Genomic DNA, 18,663 nt, shown 5'->3' with positions numbered 1-18,663 from the left:
GCCCCACCTTCGAAGAAACATGCGGGTATGTCGCGTTTGATCCGGGTATATCCACCTGGATGGCAGCCCAGTACGCCCACGGGCCCCGATCCGGGACAACCCCCTCGGAGGAGCGCAGAGTGATGGACCACACCGACCTCACCGACGTCGCCACGCACGAGGCCCGATCCCTCTCGGTGGCCCTGTTCCGCAGGTTGGCCACGCTTCAGGAGGGGTCGTCCGAGTACTCGTACGTCCGCAACACCCTCGTCGAGCTGAACCTGAGCCTCGTGAAGTACGCCGCCCGGCGCTTCCGCGGCCGCAGCGAGCCGATGGAGGACATCATCCAGGTCGGCACGATCGGGCTGATCAAGGCGATCAACCGGTTCGACCCCGACCGAGGGGTCGAGTTCACCACCTTCGCGATGCCGACGATCACCGGCGAGATCAAGCGGTTCTTCCGGGACACCAGCTGGGCGGTGAAGGTGCCCCGCCGGCTCCAGGAGCTGCGCATCGACTCCGCCAAGGCGCATGACGCCCTCGAACAGGACCTCGGCCGTGAACCCACGGACGCCGAGATGGCCGAGCAGCTGCACGTCACGCCGGAGGAGTTCTCGGAGGGCCAGAAGGCGGCCCGCGCCTACTCCGCCCGCTCGCTGGACGCGCCGGCGCCCGAGGACACCGAGCGCGACCCGGTCGCCGAGCGGGCCTCGCTCGGCGAGGAGGAGGCCGCGTACGACACCATCGAGTGCCTGGAGTCCCTCAAACCGATCCTGGCCGGCCTGCCGGACCGGGAGCGCGCGCTGCTGACGCTGAGGTTCGGGCAGGAGCTCACGCAGTCCGAGATCGGCGCCCGGCTGGGACTGTCCCAGATGCACGTGTCCCGGTTGCTGAACCGCACCTTGAACCGTCTGCGCTCCGGCCTCCTCACGGACGCCTGAGGCCGCGCCCACCGCGCCGACAAGGACGCCCGCCCCCGCTCGGGGGCGGGCGTCCTTGCGGTTACGCCTCGGGTGCCGCCTGCGGTGCCGTGACCTCCAGCCAGACCGTCTTGCCGGCCCGGCCGTCCGCCGAGGGTTCCCAACCCCAGCCCTTCGCGAGGCGTCCCAGCAGCACGAGCCCGTGCCCGCCGGGCCGCGAGCGGCTCTCGGCCGGCCGGGGGCTCGGCGGTTCGGGGCTGTCGTCGCTGACCTCGACCCGCAGTCGGCCCGGGCCGTGGCGCAGGACCAGTTCCCGGGGTCCGCCCGCATGCAGGCAGGCGTTCGTCACGGCCTCGGACACCAGGAGGAGCGCGTCCTCGGTTTCCTCCGCGTACGGCGGCCACAGCCAGTCGTCGAGTGCGCGCCGGGTGAAGTCCCGGCATCGGGTGACCACCCCGGTCGTCGCGCCGCCCAGGACGAGCCTCCGCGTCTGCTCAGCCACAGGCTCTCCCGTCTCCGACCTGCCCCTCGGCGCCGCACCTACCCGGCCCTGCCTCGGACAATCCCATTCTTTCCCCCACCTGGACACGACCGGAACATACGGCGTACCGGCCCCCGGCAGAAATGGAGCCCGAAAACGGGCCCCAAGTCGGTACGAACGGGACACGCCGCAGGCCCCGTGACGGCTTCGCGGGGCCGCGCGGGCGACCGCGTCGATCCGGGCCCGCCCGCGCTGTCGCCGTCCTCCGGCCGCGCCGGGCCGCAGTTGCCCCCGGGTCCACATCCTGGACAACTACCCTCGATATATGAACGCAGCAGCCGACGCTCTCGCCACCGTGAAAGACGCCGACCGGAAGCACGTCTTCCATTCCTGGTCGGCGCAGGAGCTCATCGACCCGCTCGCCGTGGCCGGAGCCGAGGGCTCCTACTTCTGGGACTACCAGGGCAACCGCTACCTCGACTTCTCCAGCGCGCTCGTCTACACCAACATCGGCTACCAGCACCCCAAGGTGGCCGCCGCCATCGCCGAGCAGGCCGGCAAGCTGTGCACCGTCGCCCCCGGCTTCGCCGTGGACGTCCGCTCGGAAGCGGCCCGGTTGATCGCCGAACGCACCCCGGGCGACCTCGACAAGATCTTCTTCACGAACGCGGGCGCCGAGGCCGTCGAGAACGCCGTACGGATGGCCCGGCTGCACACCGGCCGGCCCAAGGTGCTGTCCGCGTACCGCTCGTACCACGGCGCCACCTCCACGGCGATCAACCTGACCGGCGACGCCCGCCGCTTCGGCAACGACGGCGCGACCGCCGGCGTCGTGCACTTCTGGGGGCCCTTCCTGTACCGCTCGCCGTTCCACTCGGCGAACGAGACCGAGGAGAGCGAGCGCGCCCTGCGCCACCTGGAGGACACCATCGTCTTCGAGGGCCCGCAGTCCATCGCCGCGATCATCCTGGAGACCGTCGGCGGCGCCCCCGGCGTGCTCGTCCCGCCGCCCGGCTACCTCGCCGGCGTCCGCGCGCTCTGCGACCGCTACGGGATCGTGTTCATCCTCGACGAGATCATGGTCGGCTTCGGACGCACCGGGACGTGGTTCGCCGCCGACCACTGGGACGTCATCCCCGACCTCCTCTGCTTCGCCAAGGGCATCACCAGCGGCTACGTGCCCCTCGGCGGGGTCGCCATCTCCGCCGCCATCGCCGAGACCTTCGCCCGTCGGCCCTACCCGGGCGGTCTGACGTACTCGGGACACGTCCTGGCCTGCGCCGCGGCCGTCGCCACGGTCAACACGATGGTGGAGGAGGGCATCGTCGAGCAGTCCGCCCGGACCGGCTCGGAGCTGCTGGGCCCGGGCCTGCGGGCGCTCGCCGAGCGGCACCCCTCGGTCGGCGAGGTCCGGGGCGCGGGCACCTTCTGGGCCCTGGAACTCGTCCGCGACCGGGAGACGCGCGAGCCGCTCGTCCCGTACAACGCCTCCGGCGGCGACAACGCGCCGATGGCGGAGTTCGGGGCGGCCTGCAAGAAGGGCGGCCTGTGGCCGCTGATCGCCGGCAACCGGATCCACATCGCCCCGCCCTGCAACATCTCCGCGCAGGACGTCGCGAAGGGCCTCGCGATCCTCGACGAGGCGCTGACCGTGGCCGACGCGCATACGGCCTGACCTGCGAAATTGTAGGGTCGCCCAACCCGTGGGTGCTGGTGTTCGGATGATTCGTACGGTGGTTGAACCGTCGTACACATGCTGCAATCCGTGCAGGAACCGCAACGAGCGACACATTGCGGGCCCAAGCACCTACGGACCGGGATGCACGTCAGTCCCGGGGCGGCCCCTCCGGGCCGAACGGCGGGGAGCGGGACGTCCTTCGCGGGCGGGCGCTGGACGCCGGGCGTACGGGATCCAGAAAACCGGACTCCGTGTTCCCGAGACCCGAAGGAAGACAGCATGAGCAAGCACGTCCTGGCCCAGAACCAGTACGGCAAGGCCGAGAACCGCATCGTCAAGGTCACCCGCAAGGGCAGCGACGGTTCCTGGCACGAGATCCGCGACCTCAACGTCTCGGTCGCGCTCCGCGGTGAGTTCCGCGACGTCCACCTGACCGGCGACAACGCCAACTGCCTGCCGACCGACACCACCAAGAACACGGTGTACGCCTTCGGCAAGGAGCACGGCATCGCCTCCCCCGAGGCCTTCGGCATCCTGCTCGCCAAGCACTTCGTCTCCTCGCAGCAGCCGATCCGCGGGGCACAGATCCGCATCGAGGAGTACGCCTGGGAGCGGATCCCGGTCCCGACGCGCAAGGAGCAGCACTCCTTCGTCCTCAAGGGCCAGGAAGTGCGCACCGCGCAGATCACCTACAGCGAGACCAGCGGCCTCCAGGTCATCTCGGGCCTCAAGGACCTGACGGTGATGAACTCGACGAACTCCGAGTTCCACGGCTACATCAAGGACAAGTACACGACCCTGCAGGAGGCGTACGACCGCATCCTGGCGACCAAGGTCACCTCGCGCTGGGCGCATTCCGCGCTCGCCGCCGACGACCCGGAGTACGACTGGGACCGGTCGTACAAGAAGGTCCGCAAGCACATGCTGGAAGCCTTCGCCGAGACCTACTCGTACTCGCTCCAGCAGACGCTGAACCAGATGGCCGAGCGGGTGCTCGACAACTGCCCGAAGGTCAACGAGGTCCGGCTGAACCTCCCCAACAAGCACCACTTCCTCGTCGACCTGGAGCCCTTCGGCCTCAAGAACGACAACGAGGTGTACTTCGCGGCGGACCGGATGTACGGCCTCATCGAGGGCACCATCCACCGTGACGGCGTGCAGCCGGTGATCGCGACGTCCGACTGGATCGTCGCCTGACTCCTCCGGCCGGCCTGGTGACCACCTGGCAGCGCCGTCGGTACGGCCCGGACCGCGTCGCGGGGTCCGGGCCGTCGTACTGTGCCGGGCGGTCGAGCCGTCCCGGGTGGTCCAGCCGTCCCGGGCGGTCGAGCCGTCCTACGCGGGCTCCGCGGCGGGCGGCTCCGCTTCCGGCGCGCCCAGCAGCAGGTTCCAGCGGCCCGCGCGGCCGCTGAGGGTGGTGACCGTCGCCGGTCGGACGTCGAGCCGCCAGAAGGCGGCCGGCGGCAGTTCAAGCGCCGCGACCACGGCCGCTCGTACGACGGCCTGCGCGGCGACCGCGCGGTGCGTGCCGGGGGCCAGCGCGGCCAGGTGGGCCCCCGTGCGGGCGATCAGCGCGGTCACCGACTCCCCGCCGCCCGGCGGCGCGTACTCCGGGTCGGTCAGCCAGCGCCGGACGGCCTCGGGGTCCTCGGCGGCGACCTCGTCGAGGGTGCGGCCCGCCCACGCCCCCGTCGCGGGTCCCGCCAGGCCCTCGTGGCCGGGGCAGGGGTCCCCGTACCCGAACCGGGCCCGGCCGGCGTCGGGTTCGCGCGGCGGGGTGGTCAGGTGCAGGCGTACGGACGACATGGGGGGAGCGTAGGGCTCGGGACCAGGGCGCGGGACGGTGTGCGTGCGCCGTGGCGCTCGATCCACCCGCGCGGTACGTTCTCGGACGACATGACGAAGGTACGACGGAAGCACGGTGAGAATCCGGCACGGTCGCGCCACTGTGAACCCGCTCCCGCACGCCGGGAAGGGAAGTCAGACCCGCCGCCTTCGTCGCGAGCACCACTGACCGGGACGCGTGTTCCCCAGGAGGTTCTGCCATGGCCCACTCCGCCGTGCCCACGACGGCTCCCGCCGCCATCACCCCCATCTCCCTCTCCGCGCTGGCCCCCTGGGCCGTCTTCGCGGGCGTACTGACCCTGGTGCTGCTGTACTTCGTCGGCGTCGAGCAGGGCGCGACGGCCCTCTTCGAGGGCGAGACGATCCACGAGTGGCTGCACGACGGGCGTCACCTCCTCGGTTTCCCCTGCCACTGATCCCGCCGACCGCTCGTCCGCGTTCGCGATGCCCGCGTTCGCGTTCGCGTTCGCGACGTGCGTATTCGTGACGTCCGCATCCGCGCAAGGGAACCCATGTGAACACCGTCTCCCCCCGTGTCCTGCTCGTCCGGGGCATGGTCGCCGGTCTGTTGGCCGGTGTCGCCGCCTTCCTCGTCGCCTACCTCCTCGGTGAGTCCAAGGTGGACGCGGCGATCGCCATCGAAGAGGCCGGCGCTGCCGTCGGCCACGACCACGGCGACGAACCCCCGGTCAGCCGGGCCCTCCAGGCCACGGCCGGCCTGGGCACCGGCGTGCTGCTGTTCGCCGTCGCCCTCGGCGGCATCGCCGCGCTCGTCTTCTGCTTCGCGCTCGGCCGCGTCGGCCGCTTCGGGCCCCGGGCCACGTCCGCCCTGGTCACCGGCGCCCTCTTCGTCACCGTGACGCTGGTGCCGTTCCTGAAGTACCCCGCCAACCCGCCGGCCGTCGGGGATCCCGACACCGCCGCCCCACGCACCGCCCTCCATCTGCTGATGATCGCCCTGAGCGCGCTCCTCGCGGCGGGCGCGCTGCTCCTGGGCCGGCGCCTGGCGTCCCGGCTCGGCAACTGGAACGCCTCGGTCGTCGGTTCGCTCGCCTTCGTCGCGGCCGTCGCCCTGTCGTACGCCCTGCTGCCCGGCGTCAACGAGGTGCCGGATGGTTTCCCGGCCGCGCTGATCTGGGAGTTCAGGCTGGCCTCGCTCGCCATCCAGACCACCCTGTGGGCCACCTTCGGTCTGGTCTTCGCTTTTCTGGTCGACCGCGCTCTTGCCCCCGCCGCCACTGCCAAGGAGGCTGTACAGCCGATGAGTTGAGGAAGTCACGCGTGACACCCGTGGTGCGGTTGGTGCGACGGGTGCCTGAGCGCGCGTGCCGAACGTGTTGAGGGTGGGAGCCGGGACATGCATGCCGCGATCTGGGAATGGCGGGGTTGGTCCGGCGCCACGCCGTTCTGGCTGAACTCGTTACTCCTGCTCCTCGCCCCCTTCACGGCCGTCACCCTGCTCGCCCAGATCGGCGTCATCACCGTCCTGGCCGCGCTCGGCGGCCTCGCCCGCCAGCTCTGGTACGGCGACCACGGCCACTCCGCCATGCACCTCGCCGCCGCCCTGATGGGGGCGGCGGCGGTGTTTTTCGTCGTGGTGTGAGCCGTCGCGCTCTCCCCGGGGCGACCCCGAGGCCACCGGCCGGCGGGTGAGAATGGGGTTTCGAACGAACGCGGGGGCTGGTGTGACGTCAGGGCAGGACATACCCGAGGAGTACCTGAGCGGGTACGTACGGATCCTGGAAGGCGTCGCGGCGACCGGGCGGCGCCCCGGACGGGACGAACTGGACGCCCGTCGGGCGCTCGGCGAGAAGGCGGCCGAAGCCGGGTACGGGCTGCGCGGCCTGGTCGGCGCCCATCTCGCCGCCACCCGGACGGTGCTCGGCGGCCGGCTCACCCCGAACCACCTGCTGGCGGCGGTGGAACAGACCGTCGACGCCTTCGCCGAGGGGCACGAGCGGGCGCAGCGCCTGGCGATCCGCCAGGAGGAGGCCGCGCGGCGCGAGTTCATCGACGACCTGCTGCTCGGACGCAGCGACCTCGGCCGGCTCAGCGAACGCGCCGCCCGCTTCGGCCTGCACCTGTCCCACGAGCACGCCGTCGCGGTCGCCCGGGGCCCCGAGACGTACGAGGACACGGGCCCGGCGATCCGGCAGGTGGACCTTGCCCTGACCGGGCGGTTCGGCAACCGGACCTTCCTCCTCGCCACCAAGGACGGGATGCTGATCTGCGTGGCCCCCGGCGACCAGGACGACGTCCTGGCCCACTTCGCCAAGCAGGCCTACGCGACGGCCGCCACCCACGGCCTCGTCGGCATCGGCCGGCCCCATCCGGGCGCGGGCGGGGTCGTGACCTCGTACGAGGAAGCCCTCGGCGCCCTCGACCTCGCGGACCGGCTCGGCCTCGAAGGGCCGGTGCTGCGCTCGGCCGACCTGCTGGTCTTCCCCGTGCTGGCCCGGGACCGGGCCGCGATGGCCGACCTGGTGCTCAGCGTGCTGGGCCCGCTCCAGGCGGGCCGGGGCGGGGCCGGGCCCCTGCTCGACACGCTCACCGTGTACTTCGACTCCGGATGCGTGGCGGCCGAGGCGGCCCGGCGGCTGAGCCTGAGCGTGCGGGCGCTGACGTACCGGCTGGAGCGGATCCACCGGCTGACGGGCTCCGACCCCGGGGATCCGGTGGACCGCTACACCCTCCAGACGGCGGCGATCGGGGCCCGGTTGCTGGACTGGCCGGCCCAGGCGTTCTAGGGGGCTGCCGGAGCGGACCTCGGCCCCGGCTCCGGCTCCCGGGCGGCGCGGTGGCCGGCCGGTCGGGGTGCCGGCCGGCTCCGGGGGTGGGGCAGGTTCGGGGGTGGGCCGGTTCGGGCCCTGGGGCGGGTGCGCGCGGTCGTCTGTCTGCCGACGGAGGGGTCTTCGTCCTCCGGTCGGGGGCTTCTGGGGCTCCGGTGGGGAGTTCACCGGTGTGTCGGGGCACAAAGCCGGGCATGAGCGGTGCGCGATTCGCACGGACAGTGGCGGCCAGGGCCCTGACAGTGGCCTGCGTCGTGCTGTTGTGCCTGTTCGGTGCCGGTCCGGCGGCCGCGACGGTCGCCGAGATCCGGCCCGCCTCCTCCGCCCCGGTCGAACCCACCGAGGGGCAGTCGGATCCGGCCTCGGACCCCGAGGCCCGCGCCGCCCTGCGGGCCCCGACCCGCGCGCTGCCGTCCGTACGGCAGCTGCCCCCGAGGGTGTTTCACGTGAAACACCCGGGCTCGCCCTCCCGCGTGACCTCGTACGAGCCTGTCGGGCCGGTCACCTCACTGATCGTCGTACGGAGTGTGGTCCTGCGCTGCTGAGCGGACCGAGCAGCAGAGCGACCCCCACACCCCCTTCGAACACCGTGAGGTTCCGCCATGCCCATCGACCCGTACGCCGCTCTGAACGCCATGCTCCGCGCCGAGGCGGCCCGCTTCACCCCGCCGGCCCGCACGCCGGAACGCCCCGCGCCGCAGGCCGTGACCACCGAGCCCGAGGCCGAGAGCGAACACCCGGCGGCCGTGGGGGCGGGAACGCCCGACACGGCCGCGTAGCGCCCGGGGACACGCCCCGGACAGGACACGGGGTGGCGCCGGTTCCCATGCCCTCGGCGTGCAGCAGTGGTCACGTGAGGTTCGACCACGGGCAGGGAACCGGCGCCGCCCCCAGTGTCCGGCCGCGGTGGCGCGCACCGCTTCGTGCGCGCGGCCGAGGAGGCGTCCGTCGAAAGGACGATTCGGGGGCCGAGGTCCGCGCGGGTCCGGTCAGGGTTCTCGCGTGTAGTAGCGGTAGAACGCCACGAGCCCCACGCCCACGCCGACCGCCAACCCGACACCGGTCGCGCGGAGCACCGATTCGTTGGTCAGGCTGTGCAGGTAGCCGGCGGCGACACCGCCGAAGACGCCGTACGCGGCGGCGTGCACCTCGCGCCTCAGCCGGGGACCCACCCGGGCCAGGGCGAACATGATCGCGGCGAAGAGGACTCCGCACAGGATCCCGTAGAAGACGTTGCCCGCGTCGACCGGGCCCATCTGGCGCTTGATGAACGCCGCCCACACCCCGTAGACGAGGCCGGCCAGCAACGGGCGGAGCAGCGCGCTCCTGCTCGCGTGGTGTGCGTCGGCCGACCTCGCCGGTCGGCGCCGCCGGGAGACGGTAGGTGCCGCATGTGCCATGACGGGCTCCTCTCTTCCATCCTCCAGAGCACACCCGCCACCCCCGCCCGGCAAGTGGATCACCCGTCCCGGCGGTGGGTGAGGACGCAGGCGGGGCCCGGTCCCGGCCGTGGACGGGCCGGCGCCGCCGGCCGGTCCCACCCGGTCGCAGCAGCAGCGGTGGCGCCGCCGCGCGCCCCGCCTTTCCCTGGTGACGTGCGCACCTTCCTGTCGGCGGCCCTCATCGTCCTCGTGACCCTGCTCGTGCCCGCGAGCGCCGTCGCGTACTGGGCCGATCACGAGTTGGGGAACGCCGACCGGTACACCGCGGCGATGTCCCCGCTCGCCGAGGACCCCGCCGTCCAGGGAGTCGTCGTCACCCAGGCGGGCCGCGCCCTCGCCGGTCAGATCGACGCCGGCCCCTTCCAGGACACGGTCGACGAACTGATCGGGGAGGCCCTGCGCTCCTTCGCCGGCACCCCCGCCTACCGGACGGCCTGGGACGCCGCGAACCGCGCCGCCCACGCGGCCTTCCTCGACGCCCTCACCACCGGCCACGGCGACGCCCTCACCATCGACCTCGCCCCCGTGATCGCCCAGGTCAAGAGCGAACTGGTCGGGGACGGCGTGCCCTTCGCCGACCGCATCCCGGAAACCCACCTGTCCGTGAAGGTCATGGAGTACGACAACCTCGGCGCGCTCCGGAAGGGCTTCCACATGCTCCAGATCGCGGGAGTCTGGCTGCCCCTGCTGACCCTGGCGCTCGCCGCGGCGGCCATCGCCGTCGCAGTGCGGCGCCGGCGTGCCGTCCTCGCCACCGGGATCGGGCTCGCCGTCGGGGCCGGACTGCTGTGGATCACGGTGACCCTGTGCCGCCGGCTCGCCCTCGACGACCTGCCGACCGACGTTGACCGGCCCGCCGCCGCCGCGGTCTACGACGCGCTCACCGCCTACCTGCGGACCACCGCCTGGGTCGTGCTCGCCGTCGGCCTCGCCGCGGCGCTCGGCGCCTGGCTGGCCGGCCGGCTCCGCCGCACCCCATAAGCTCGGAAGGTACCCATCCTCCGCGAAACTCCCCAGAAGAACCGATTCGCGAGCGGCGACACGGAAGCGGAATGACCACCGAACGACGCACCGACCACATACCCCCCGGCCGGGACCGGACGAACCCCCTGGCACCCCCCGCCTGGCTGCTCGCGGGCCTGCGGCCGACGGCCGCGCCCGTCCCGTGGGCCGCGGTCCTGCGCGCGGGCGTCGCCCTCTCCGTCCCGCTGGCCGTCGGCTTCGCCCTGGACGAGCCCGAGTACGGTGCGCTCGTCTCCATGGGCGCCCTCTCCGGGGTGATCGGCGACACCGCCGACGCCTACCGGATGCGGGTCCTCAACATCGCCGTCCCGCAGCTCTTCGGCGCCGTCGGAGTGGCCCTGGGCACCCTCGTGTTCGGGCACGGCTGGCTCGCCGTCGGCGTCCTCACCCTGATCGCCCTCGTCTCCGGCATGATCTCCTCGATCGGCACCGTCGCCTCGGTGTCCGGGCTGCTGCTCCTGCTCAACGCCGTCGTCGGCGCGGGGCTGCCGATGCCCCGGCCCTGGTGGATCGCGCCGCTGTTGCTCGCGGCGGGCGGGCTGTTCGTCCTCGCGCTCACCCTGCTCGGCTGGCCCCTGCGCGGCCGCCGACCGGAGCGGGCGGCCGTCGCCGCCGCGTACCGGGCCCTCGCCGACGGCCTCGAAGCGGCGGGCGGGCCCGGGTTCGCGTACGAGGACGCCCGCCGCCGACTCACCCTGGCCCTGAACCACGCCTACGACCTGGTCCTGGGTCGGCGTGCCCGCGTCCACGGGCGCAGCCCGTCGCTGGTACGGATGCTCGCCCAGCTGAACGTGCTCATCCCGCTCGTGGAAGCGGCCCCGGCCGCGCACCTGCGGCGTCGGCCGTTGCCGCCCGCGGTGCCGGCGGCCGTCCGCGAGCTGGCCGACGCGGTGGAGGAGGGGCGCACCGGGGCCCACGTCCTCGTGCTGCCCGCCCCGCACAGCCAGTCCGAACGGGCCGTCGACGCCGCGCTGCGGCACGCGGCGGCCATCGTGCACCTCGCCGAGCCGGAGACCCACAACGTCGACGACCGGCTCGGCCGGCCCGCCGCGCTGCGGGTGCGGGCGCGGCGGGCGGTGCGCGACATGATGTTCTCCTCGGCGTCATGGCGGTACGGGCTGCGGCTCGCGCTGTGCATCGGGCTCGCCCAGTCGCTGGTCTCGCTGATCGAGGTCGAGCGCTCGTACTGGGTGGCGCTGACCGTCACCTTCGTCCTCAAGCCGGACTTCGGGTCGGTGTTCTCCCGGGCGTTGCTGCGGGCGCTGGGTACGGCGGCGGGGTTGGTGCTCGCGGCGGCGGTGCTCGCGGAGGTGCCTCGCGGGTGGTGGGACGTGCCGGTGATGTTCGCGCTCGCCGCGCTGATCCCGGCGTTCTCGGCGAAGGGGTACGCGTTCCAGACGGCGGCGATCACGCCGGTCATCCTGTTGCTGTCCGACCTGCTCAACCACCAGGGGTTCGACCTGATCCGGCCGCGGCTGCTGGACAGTCTGATCGGGTGCGCGATCACGCTGCTGGCCGGGTACCTGCTGTGGCCGGAGAGCTGGCGGACCCGGCTCGGGGACCGGTTGGCCGACTGCGTGGACGATGCGGCGCGGTACGTGGAGCGGTGCTTCGCGCCGGTAGCGGACGAGGCGGGGGTGCGGGTGGCTCGGCAGGCGCGGTTGCAGGCGCGGCGGCGGATCTATCGGGACCTGTCCGGGGTGCGGAGCGAGTTCCAGCGGGCGTTGACGGAGCCGCCGCCGACGGGGGCGCGGGCGGCGGCGTGGTGGCCGTTGGTGGTGGCGGTGGAGCGGATCGTCGACGCGACGACGGCTGCGCGGGTGCGGGTGAACCACGGGGCGGTGCCGCCTGCCGCGGAGGAGGTCGAGCGGATCGCGCGGGAGCTGCGGGGGCTCGCCGAGGGGGTCCGCAGCAGTGTGACGCCGGTCCGGGTGGTGGTGCCGCCGGCGGCGGACGCGTCGAGCGTGTTGGCGCCGGTGCACCAGGAGGTGGCGGCGGCTCGGGCGATTGCGCAGCCTGTGCGGTAGCCCTGGCCGGGTGGGGGTGGGGCCGGGGCTGCGGGTGGGGACTGCGGGTGGGGTCGGGGCCGGTGCCGGGGTGGGGTGTCGTCCGGGACGGGCATGATTTATGGCGCCCTGTCCGGGGTGGATTCGTCGGGCGGCACCGCGCGCCAACAAATCACGTTTTGGTCCCGGACGACACCCCACCCCGACCTGCGGCACCGTCCGGTTCAGGTTCGCCGGGGGTGGGGCGGAGATGCGGGGGGCGGGCCTTGGGTCTGTGTGCGTGGGGGGGCGCTCCAATGGGTCATTGTTCGGGCCCGGGGGCTGGGGTGGGGGGAGCATCGGGGTATGAGGGACTCGGTGCGGCGGGGGTGGTGGGTGGGGGTCGTCGTGTGGTGTGCCGGGTGTGCCGACGTGGAGGGGTTGCAGAGCGCCGGCGACTTCGGGACCGTGCACGCCCCGCAGAGCCTGTGGCGGGAGATCCGGCCCGATCCCCTTGGCCCGGGGCAGGAGCCGGGCGCGGCCGCCGTCGTGCCGGGGCTGCCCGAGGTGACCACCGGCAGCATGCGCGGCGTGAACGCGGTGGACGTCGTACGGGCCGACGTCACCGCCGCCACTGCCCAGGACGGCGGCACGGGCCGGCTCGTCGACCCGCGGGCGGCCCAGCGGCTGACGCTCTGCACACAGGCTGTGGACGGCGGTCCGGACTGTCCCGTGCGGCCCCCCGTCCTGCACGACGTGACGGGCAACGGCAAGGACGAGCTGATCACCGCCCTCGACATCGACGGCCGGCTGAGCGAACTGCGCGTCTACACCGTCCGCGACGACGGCAGCGTCGCCCGGATCCTGTCGCGCCGCGCGGTCCTGGAGGGGGTGGAGGTGGCCGCCGAGCACCTCGCGGTGCGTGAGCCCACCTCGAACCCCGAGTACATCTCCGTCTCCGACTACGTGTGGGACCCGGACGCCGGGATCATGAACCTGTCGCAGCTGACCCTCGACGAGTGCTCCGCGCTCGCGAAGGCCCCCCTCGGCGAGGACGGGGCGCGATGCGCGCGCTGAGCAGCCTGCGCTGGAAGATCGCGCTGACCACCACGCTCGTGTGCTGCGCGGTCGCCGCCGTACTGGGCGTGCTGGTGCACAACGTGGTCGCCGAGCAGATCTCCGGCGAGGTCCGCAAGGACGTCTACGGGGACCTCGACCACGCCCTCGGCCACTACGAGTACGGCACCGCGCACGGTGACATCGCGGTCGCCCTGGACCCGCCCGCCCTGCCCGCGCCGCTGCGCCGGCTCGTCGCGCGCGGACAGACCGGCAGCATGGTCGGCGAGTACCGGGGCGAACCCGTCATGTGGGGGGCCGGGCCCGCCGACCGGAAGGCCCTCGCGGTGTGGATCCCGTACGAGGGGACGCGCGAGCGGCTCCGCGACATCGACACCGCGATCCTCGCCTCCTCGGCGCTCGCCGCCGGAGTGGTGGCCCTGGCCGGCCTGTTCCTCGCCGACCGGATCAGCCGCCGGCTCGCCCGGACGGCGGCCGTCGCCCGCCGGATCAGCGGCGGGGACCTGGACGCCCGGGTGGGTTTCCCCACGCGCCGCTCCGACCCCCGCCGGGCCGGCGATCGCGACGAGGTCCGGGACGTGGCGCAGGCGCTGGATCTGATGGCCTCGTCCCTGCAAGCACGGCTGGAGGCCGAGAAGAGGTTCACGGCCGACGTCGCGCACGAGCTGCGCACCCCGCTGACCGGTTCGCTGGCCGCCGCCGCCCTGCTGCCGGAGGGACGCCCCAAGGAGATGATCAACGACCGCCTCAAGGCCCTGCACCTGCTGACCGAGGACCTGTTGGAGATCTCCCGGCTCGACTCCGGGGTGGAGCGGGCGGAACTGGCGCGCATCGACCTCGGCCGGGCCGTCCGGCGGGCCGTCGCCGGGACCGGACTGGCCGCGTCGGTGGAGGTCGTACGGGACGCGGTGGTGCTCACCGACCGGCGACGGCTGGACCGGATCGTCAGCAACCTGCTGGTCAACGCCCACAAACACGGGCGGCCGCCGATCGAGGTCACGGTCGAGGGGCCGGTCGTGGTGATCCGCGACCACGGGGCCGGCTACCCGGCCGAACTGATCGAGCAGGGTCCGCGGCGCTTCCGCACCGGGGACCCCGGGCGCGGGCGCGGCCACGGGCTGGGGCTGACGATCGCCGCCGGTCAGGCGGCCGTCCTGGACGTGTCGCTGACCTTCTCCAACGCCCGCGACGGGGGCGCCGTGAGCACGCTCCGGCTGCCGGTGGGGCTTTTGACGCCCGACAGTTGAGGGGGCGGTCGACCGGGTCGGGGCCGTGTTTCACGTGAAACACGGCCCCGATCAACGGCGCAACTCGGGTCGTCAGACGCCGATGTTGCGGCCGTCCTTGCGCCACACCGAGACCACGGAAGGACGGACGATCCTGCCCGGTCCGTCGGGCCACACCGACTGCGGCTTCTCGACGGACGCGCCGTCGATCTCACCCGGGTGCTGAACCGCGACGAGGACCCGCTTTTCCTGGATGATCGGGCCGCAGGTCTCCGCGCCGCGCGGCACGGTGAGGAACTGCTTCAGCTCACCCCGGCGGTCACCGGTGGTCGCGACGCCGAACAGACCGTCGTGGGAGCCGAGCTGGTTGCCGTCCGTGGAGATCCACAGGTTGCCGTGCGGGTCGAACGCCACGTTGTCCGGGCAGGAGATCGGGCTGACCTTGTCCTTCGGGAAACCGGCGAAGTAGGTCGACGGGTCGTTCGGGTCGCCCGCGACCAGGAACAGCCGCCACGCGAAGCCGTCGCCGGCCGGGTCGTCGAAGTTCTCGGCGAGCTCCAGGATCTGGCCGTGCTTGTTCAGGTTGCGCGGGTTGGACTCGGTGGCGCCCTCCTTGCCGGGCTTGCCACGGTCCGTGTTGTTGGTCAGCGCCACGTAGACGCGGCCCGTGCGCGGGGACGGCTCGACGTCCTCGGGGCGGTCCATCTTGGTCGCGCCGACCTTGTCTGCGGCCAGCCGCGTGAAGACGTAGACCTCTTCGGCCGTCATGCCCTCGACGTGCGAGACGTTGCCGGTGGCGAGCTTGATCCAGATGCCGGAACCGTCGAACTCGCCGTCGGCGGGCAGCTTGCCCGAACCGTCGAACTGCTCGACCGGGGAGTCACCGGTCAGCTTGGCGACGTACAGGGTGCCCTCGTCGAGCAGCGTCAGGTTGTGCTCCTTGGCCGCGCGCGAGTTGCCCTTCTTCATCTGCTTCGACGAGACGAACTTGTAGAAGTAGTCGAAGCGCTCGTCGTCGCCCATGTAGACGACCGGACGGCCGTCCTCGGTCAGGCGGGGCTGGGCGGCCTCGTGCTTGAAGCGGCCGAGCGCGGTGCGCTTGCGCGGCACGGAGTTCGGGTCGTACGGATCCAGCTCGACGACCCAACCGAAGCGGTGGGACTCGTTGGGCTCCTGCGCCACGTCGAAGCGCTTGTCGAACCGCTCCCACTTGCGCTCGGTGGCGCCCGAGGTCACGCCGTAGCGCTTCAGGCGGGCGGCCGCGGTGGGGTCGGTGACCTGGCCGGCGTTGGCGAAGTACTGGTTGAAGTTCTCCTCCCCGTGCAGGGTGGTGCCCCACGGGGTGGTGCCGCCCGCGCAGTTGTTGAGCGTGCCCAGGACCTTCGTACCGGTCGGGTCCACGGAGGTCTTCAGGAGCGCGCCGCCGGCCGCCGGGCCGGTCATGCGGAACTCGCTCTTGGTGTGCAGGCGACGGTTGAGCTGGTGGCGGGTGACCGCGGTCAGCTTGCCGCTGCGGTGGTCCTCCTGGACGACGACCACGGACAGGCCGTGCGCGGCCCAGGCGATCTCGACCTGCTCGCGCGTCGGGTTCGCCGGGTCGTAGCCCTTGAACATGAGGATCTCGTCGGTGTACTCGTGGTTGGCCACGAGGAGCTGCCGGCGCTCGTAGTCACCACCGAGCGGGAGCAGGCTCAGGAAGTCGTTGTTGTAGCCGAACTGACCGGCCTGGGCGGCGGCGGTCTGCTTGTCGGCGTTGAAGCCCGGAGCGCCCTTGACGATCGGCTCGCCCCAACGGATGACGACGTTCTGCTCGTAGCCGCCGGGAACCGTGACCTTGTCGTCGGTGTTCGGCGCGACCGACGCGAAGCGCAGGCCGCGAGCGGCCTCGCCGCCGCGCTGGGCCTCGGTGACGGGGGTGGCGTTGGCGCTCTGGCCGCCGTTGCCGCCGAGGGTGACCGCGGTGCCGGCGGCGGTCGCCACCGTCACGACCGCGGCGGAGCGCAGCATCGAGCGACGGGAGTAGGCACGGGCGATGACGTCGCCGACGTACTCGTTGTCGCTCTTGTTGGGCACCTCGTGGAAGCATGCGTCGCCGCAGCGGTAGCGGCAGGTGAGAGCGGAACGGCCGCTCCCATGCGGGTTGCCGATGAGCGGCAGGAGCTTGCGCACGAGGTGTCCTCCGGAAGGTGCACGGTGCCGACAACGTGTCGGAACGAATCCAGCCGTGACGCTAGGCCCGGGTTGCGCCGATGCGGCGGCGCTGGGATGAACGCCGGATGAACCCGGCACGGCGGGGGGGCAGTTCGGCCGCGGGCACGTTTGCCCGGACAGTCGGGCGCCACGAAAGGCGACCCTGCCGAAGATCCAGCCGGACGGCCGATAACCTTACGTGTCCACTCTGGGCAGGGATCATCCGCGCAGCACGGACAAATGACTCACACACTCATGCGAAAGGCCTGGCCCATGGGTATTCGGAGCTTGTTGCGCAAGGTGTTCGGACGGTCTGCGGAACCGGTTCCGGAGACGTCGGACGCCCCTTCGGCGGCCCTTCCAAGCCAGACGGAACGCACCCCGCTGGACGTGGCCGCCGAGTTGGTGGCGGCGTCCTTCGACAACCCGACGGTGCCGCCGCAGCCGGCGCCGCGGGACCGCGAGCCGGGGACGGTCATGACCGCCCCCGTGCCCGCCACGGACCCGACGGTCCCGGAGGCGCGCCGCCCGGTGACCCCGCAGTCGCCGCAGGGCGGCGGCGAGGGCCCGACGGCGACCCCGACGGGCGGGGCGAGCCCGGCGGGTCCGGAGGCGAAGGAGCCCCCGGCCGCGGTCGCGGAGCCGGCTGCCGAGCCGGCTGCCGAGCCCGTCGCTGAGCCCGTCGCCGTGGCGGAGGCGCCGGCGGTCGTGAAGGCCGATGCCGAGCCGGCTGCCGAGCCCGTCGCCGTGGCCGGGGTTCAGCCCCCGACCGGCGTGGGGCCCGAGGCCGAGGCGGCCGTACCGGCCGTGGCCGAGGACTCCGCCTCCGCGGTCGAGGCACCTGTCGCGCAGGCCCCGGCCGACGTCGCAGCCGAAGCCGACGTGCGGGCCGCTGCGGTGGTCGAGGTCGTGCCCGAGGCCGAAGCGGCCGCCGTGGCACCGGCCGTCGCGGTACCGGCCGTCGCGGCGGTCGCCCCGGAACCGGAAACGGAACCGGAACCGGAAGCGGAAGCAGAAGTCGCTCCCGAGGCCGCCTCGGTCGCACCGGCCCCGGTCGCGGTAGTAGCCCCCGAGGCCGAGGCACCCGTGCCCGCCACCTCTCCGGTGGAAGCGGAGCCCGAGCCGGAGCCGGAGCCCGAGCCGCTGCCCGCGGCCGCTGCGGTCACCGCCGACGCGAACGCCGAATCCGAGCCCGAAGCGGAACCCACGGCGGAACCCGCGCCGGAACCCGTGGTGACCGAGCCCGCAGTGGCCGAGGTCGCTCCCGGGATCCCCGCCCCCGTGGCGGAGCCCGTGGCCCCCGAGGCCGTGCCCGTAGCAGCAGCAGCAGCAGCCGTCGCGGCCGCGACGGTGCGGCGGCGGGCGCCCGGGGTGAGCGGGGCGTACAAGGCCGCCGGCCAGGTGCTGCGCGGCAAGGGGAGGGTCGGGGCGCGGGCCAAGGTGTACCTCGTCCTGGACCGTTCCGGCTCGATGCGCGGGTTCTACAAGGACGGCAGTGCCCAGCACCTCGCCGACCACGCGCTCGCGCTGGCCGCGCACCTCGACGAGCGGGCCACCGTCCACACGGTGTTCTTCTCCACGGAGGTGGACGGCACCGCCGACCTGACCCTGGACGCGCACGGCGCGAGCTGGGTCGAGGCCCGGCACTCCGAGCTCGGTCGGATGGGCCGCACCAGCTACCACGCGGCCGTCGAGGCCGTCCTGGAGCGGTACCAGAAGGACGGCGGCGAGGGCCCGGCCCTGGTCCTCTTCCAGACGGACGGCGCCCCCGACAACCGTCAGCCCGCCCGGCAGGCCCTCGTGGACGCCGCGACGGCCGCTCCGGACGTCCGCTGGCAGTTCGTCGCGTTCGGTGACCTCGACTCGAAGGCGTTCGACTTCCTGCGTCGGCTGGACGCCGGGAACGCCGGCTTCTTCCACGCCGGCCCCGCGCCCGCCGCACTGCCCCCGGCCACGCTCCTCAAGGGCCTGCTCGACGGCTTCTAACAGCGGCGGCGGCACCCGAACGAACGAAGGCGGCGCCCCCTC

The 18,663-nt window shown here is 73.0% G+C and carries 18 protein-coding genes; 14 read left to right on the top strand and 4 right to left on the bottom strand.

Annotated elements, in window-relative coordinates; all coding sequences use genetic code 11:
- Nucleotides 1-122: 122 nt before the first annotated feature.
- Complete coding sequence (locus tag AB0D46_RS01790; RefSeq protein ID WP_362875258.1) at nt 123-920, top strand: SigB/SigF/SigG family RNA polymerase sigma factor; 798 nt, start codon at nt 123-125, stop codon at nt 918-920.
- A gap of 61 nt (nt 921-981) precedes the next feature.
- Here AB0D46_RS01790 and AB0D46_RS01785 read toward each other — a convergent pair whose 3' ends face one another.
- Nucleotides 982-1,401: an ATP-binding protein gene (locus tag AB0D46_RS01785; RefSeq protein WP_362875257.1), complete on the bottom strand. Its 420-nt coding sequence runs from the start codon at nt 1,399-1,401 to the stop codon at nt 982-984.
- A gap of 304 nt (nt 1,402-1,705) precedes the next feature.
- Between AB0D46_RS01785 and AB0D46_RS01780 the strand changes: the two genes are divergently transcribed.
- Both AB0D46_RS01780 and pucL read left to right on the top strand, forming a co-directional pair.
- Nucleotides 1,706-3,055, top strand: coding sequence for an aspartate aminotransferase family protein (locus AB0D46_RS01780; protein WP_362875256.1), 1,350 nt, complete (start codon nt 1,706-1,708; stop codon nt 3,053-3,055).
- Nucleotides 3,056-3,337: 282 nt separating this feature from the next.
- Nucleotides 3,338-4,255, top strand: coding sequence for a factor-independent urate hydroxylase (pucL, locus tag AB0D46_RS01775; RefSeq protein ID WP_362875255.1), 918 nt, complete (start codon nt 3,338-3,340; stop codon nt 4,253-4,255).
- A 138-nt stretch (nt 4,256-4,393) separates the two neighbouring features.
- On the opposite strand, the gene AB0D46_RS01770 is transcribed toward pucL, so the two are convergent.
- Nucleotides 4,394-4,864 carry a histidine phosphatase family protein gene (locus tag AB0D46_RS01770; RefSeq protein ID WP_362875254.1) on the bottom strand — a complete coding sequence of 157 codons (471 nt, stop codon included), beginning with the start codon at nt 4,862-4,864 and terminating at the stop codon, nt 4,394-4,396.
- 239 nt (nt 4,865-5,103) lie between these two features.
- Here AB0D46_RS01770 and AB0D46_RS01765 point away from each other — a divergent pair, with 239 nt between their 5' ends.
- The 6 genes from AB0D46_RS01765 (at nt 5,104) to AB0D46_RS01740 (ending at nt 8,471) form a co-directional block, all read left to right on the top strand.
- Entirely contained in the window at nt 5,104-5,319 is a 216-nt protein-coding gene (locus tag AB0D46_RS01765) for a CbtB-domain containing protein (RefSeq protein WP_356873467.1), read from the top strand.
- Nucleotides 5,320-5,417: 98 nt separating this feature from the next.
- Nucleotides 5,418-6,173 (top strand): CbtA family protein, encoded by a 756-nt coding sequence (locus AB0D46_RS01760; RefSeq protein WP_362875253.1) that lies wholly within the window; start codon nt 5,418-5,420, stop codon nt 6,171-6,173.
- Between the two features lie 87 nt (nt 6,174-6,260).
- Entirely contained in the window at nt 6,261-6,506 is a 246-nt protein-coding gene (locus AB0D46_RS01755) for a hypothetical protein (protein ID WP_362875252.1), read from the top strand.
- Nucleotides 6,507-6,558: 52 nt separating this feature from the next.
- Nucleotides 6,559-7,650 (top strand): helix-turn-helix domain-containing protein, encoded by a 1,092-nt coding sequence (locus AB0D46_RS01750; protein WP_362875251.1) that lies wholly within the window; start codon nt 6,559-6,561, stop codon nt 7,648-7,650.
- A gap of 236 nt (nt 7,651-7,886) precedes the next feature.
- Nucleotides 7,887-8,237, top strand: coding sequence for a hypothetical protein (locus AB0D46_RS01745; protein ID WP_362875250.1), 351 nt, complete (start codon nt 7,887-7,889; stop codon nt 8,235-8,237).
- A 57-nt stretch (nt 8,238-8,294) separates the two neighbouring features.
- A complete protein-coding gene (locus AB0D46_RS01740) occupies nt 8,295-8,471 on the top strand; it encodes a hypothetical protein (protein WP_362875249.1) in 177 nt (58 codons plus the stop codon).
- Between the two features lie 210 nt (nt 8,472-8,681).
- Here the strand turns inward: AB0D46_RS01740 and AB0D46_RS01735 are convergent, their stop codons facing one another.
- A complete protein-coding gene (locus AB0D46_RS01735) occupies nt 8,682-9,092 on the bottom strand; it encodes a hypothetical protein (protein ID WP_362875248.1) in 411 nt (136 codons plus the stop codon).
- Nucleotides 9,093-9,287: 195 nt separating this feature from the next.
- Here AB0D46_RS01735 and AB0D46_RS01730 point away from each other — a divergent pair, with 195 nt between their 5' ends.
- From AB0D46_RS01730 to AB0D46_RS01715, 4 genes are all read left to right on the top strand, one after another.
- On the top strand, nt 9,288-10,115 hold the full coding sequence (locus AB0D46_RS01730) for a hypothetical protein (protein WP_362875247.1): 828 nt from the start codon (nt 9,288-9,290) through the stop codon (nt 10,113-10,115).
- A gap of 71 nt (nt 10,116-10,186) precedes the next feature.
- On the top strand, nt 10,187-12,184 hold the full coding sequence (locus tag AB0D46_RS01725; protein ID WP_362875246.1) for an FUSC family protein: 1,998 nt from the start codon (nt 10,187-10,189) through the stop codon (nt 12,182-12,184).
- A 324-nt stretch (nt 12,185-12,508) separates the two neighbouring features.
- Nucleotides 12,509-13,219 (top strand): hypothetical protein, encoded by a 711-nt coding sequence (locus AB0D46_RS01720; protein ID WP_362875245.1) that lies wholly within the window; start codon nt 12,509-12,511, stop codon nt 13,217-13,219.
- A complete protein-coding gene (locus AB0D46_RS01715) occupies nt 13,207-14,466 on the top strand; it encodes a HAMP domain-containing sensor histidine kinase (RefSeq protein ID WP_362875244.1) in 1,260 nt (419 codons plus the stop codon). The genes AB0D46_RS01720 and AB0D46_RS01715 overlap by 13 nt, the downstream gene beginning before the upstream one ends.
- Nucleotides 14,467-14,538: 72 nt before the next feature.
- On the opposite strand, the gene AB0D46_RS01710 is transcribed toward AB0D46_RS01715, so the two are convergent.
- A complete protein-coding gene (locus tag AB0D46_RS01710) occupies nt 14,539-16,614 on the bottom strand; it encodes a PhoX family phosphatase (protein WP_362875243.1) in 2,076 nt (691 codons plus the stop codon).
- 294 nt (nt 16,615-16,908) lie between these two features.
- On the opposite strand from AB0D46_RS01710, the gene AB0D46_RS01705 reads away from it, so the two are divergent.
- Nucleotides 16,909-18,621 carry a VWA domain-containing protein gene (locus tag AB0D46_RS01705; RefSeq protein WP_362875242.1) on the top strand — a complete coding sequence of 571 codons (1,713 nt, stop codon included), beginning with the start codon at nt 16,909-16,911 and terminating at the stop codon, nt 18,619-18,621.
- Nucleotides 18,622-18,663: the final 42 nt, after the last annotated feature.

Origin of the sequence: Streptomyces sp. NPDC048383 (assembly GCF_040651775.1) — a bacterium.
In the GTDB taxonomy this organism is placed as follows: domain Bacteria; phylum Actinomycetota; class Actinomycetes; order Streptomycetales; family Streptomycetaceae; genus Streptomyces.
This window is presented reverse-complemented; position numbering and strand designations above follow the sequence as displayed.

Coding starts and splice junctions, on each gene's coding strand:
- AB0D46_RS01790 (WP_362875258.1), top strand. CDS start 123: ATGGACCACACCGACCTCACCGACGTCGCCACGCACGAGGCCCGATCC.
- AB0D46_RS01780 (WP_362875256.1), top strand. CDS start 1,706: ATGAACGCAGCAGCCGACGCTCTCGCCACCGTGAAAGACGCCGACCGG.
- pucL (WP_362875255.1), top strand. CDS start 3,338: ATGAGCAAGCACGTCCTGGCCCAGAACCAGTACGGCAAGGCCGAGAAC.
- AB0D46_RS01770 (WP_362875254.1), bottom strand. CDS start 4,864: ATGTCGTCCGTACGCCTGCACCTGACCACCCCGCCGCGCGAACCCGAC.
- AB0D46_RS01765 (WP_356873467.1), top strand. CDS start 5,104: ATGGCCCACTCCGCCGTGCCCACGACGGCTCCCGCCGCCATCACCCCC.
- AB0D46_RS01755 (WP_362875252.1), top strand. CDS start 6,261: ATGCATGCCGCGATCTGGGAATGGCGGGGTTGGTCCGGCGCCACGCCG.
- AB0D46_RS01750 (WP_362875251.1), top strand. CDS start 6,559: ATGGGGTTTCGAACGAACGCGGGGGCTGGTGTGACGTCAGGGCAGGAC.
- AB0D46_RS01745 (WP_362875250.1), top strand. CDS start 7,887: ATGAGCGGTGCGCGATTCGCACGGACAGTGGCGGCCAGGGCCCTGACA.
- AB0D46_RS01740 (WP_362875249.1), top strand. CDS start 8,295: ATGCCCATCGACCCGTACGCCGCTCTGAACGCCATGCTCCGCGCCGAG.
- AB0D46_RS01735 (WP_362875248.1), bottom strand. CDS start 9,092: ATGGCACATGCGGCACCTACCGTCTCCCGGCGGCGCCGACCGGCGAGG.
- AB0D46_RS01725 (WP_362875246.1), top strand. CDS start 10,187: ATGACCACCGAACGACGCACCGACCACATACCCCCCGGCCGGGACCGG.
- AB0D46_RS01720 (WP_362875245.1), top strand. CDS start 12,509: ATGAGGGACTCGGTGCGGCGGGGGTGGTGGGTGGGGGTCGTCGTGTGG.
- AB0D46_RS01715 (WP_362875244.1), top strand. CDS start 13,207: ATGCGCGCGCTGAGCAGCCTGCGCTGGAAGATCGCGCTGACCACCACG.
- AB0D46_RS01705 (WP_362875242.1), top strand. CDS start 16,909: ATGGGTATTCGGAGCTTGTTGCGCAAGGTGTTCGGACGGTCTGCGGAA.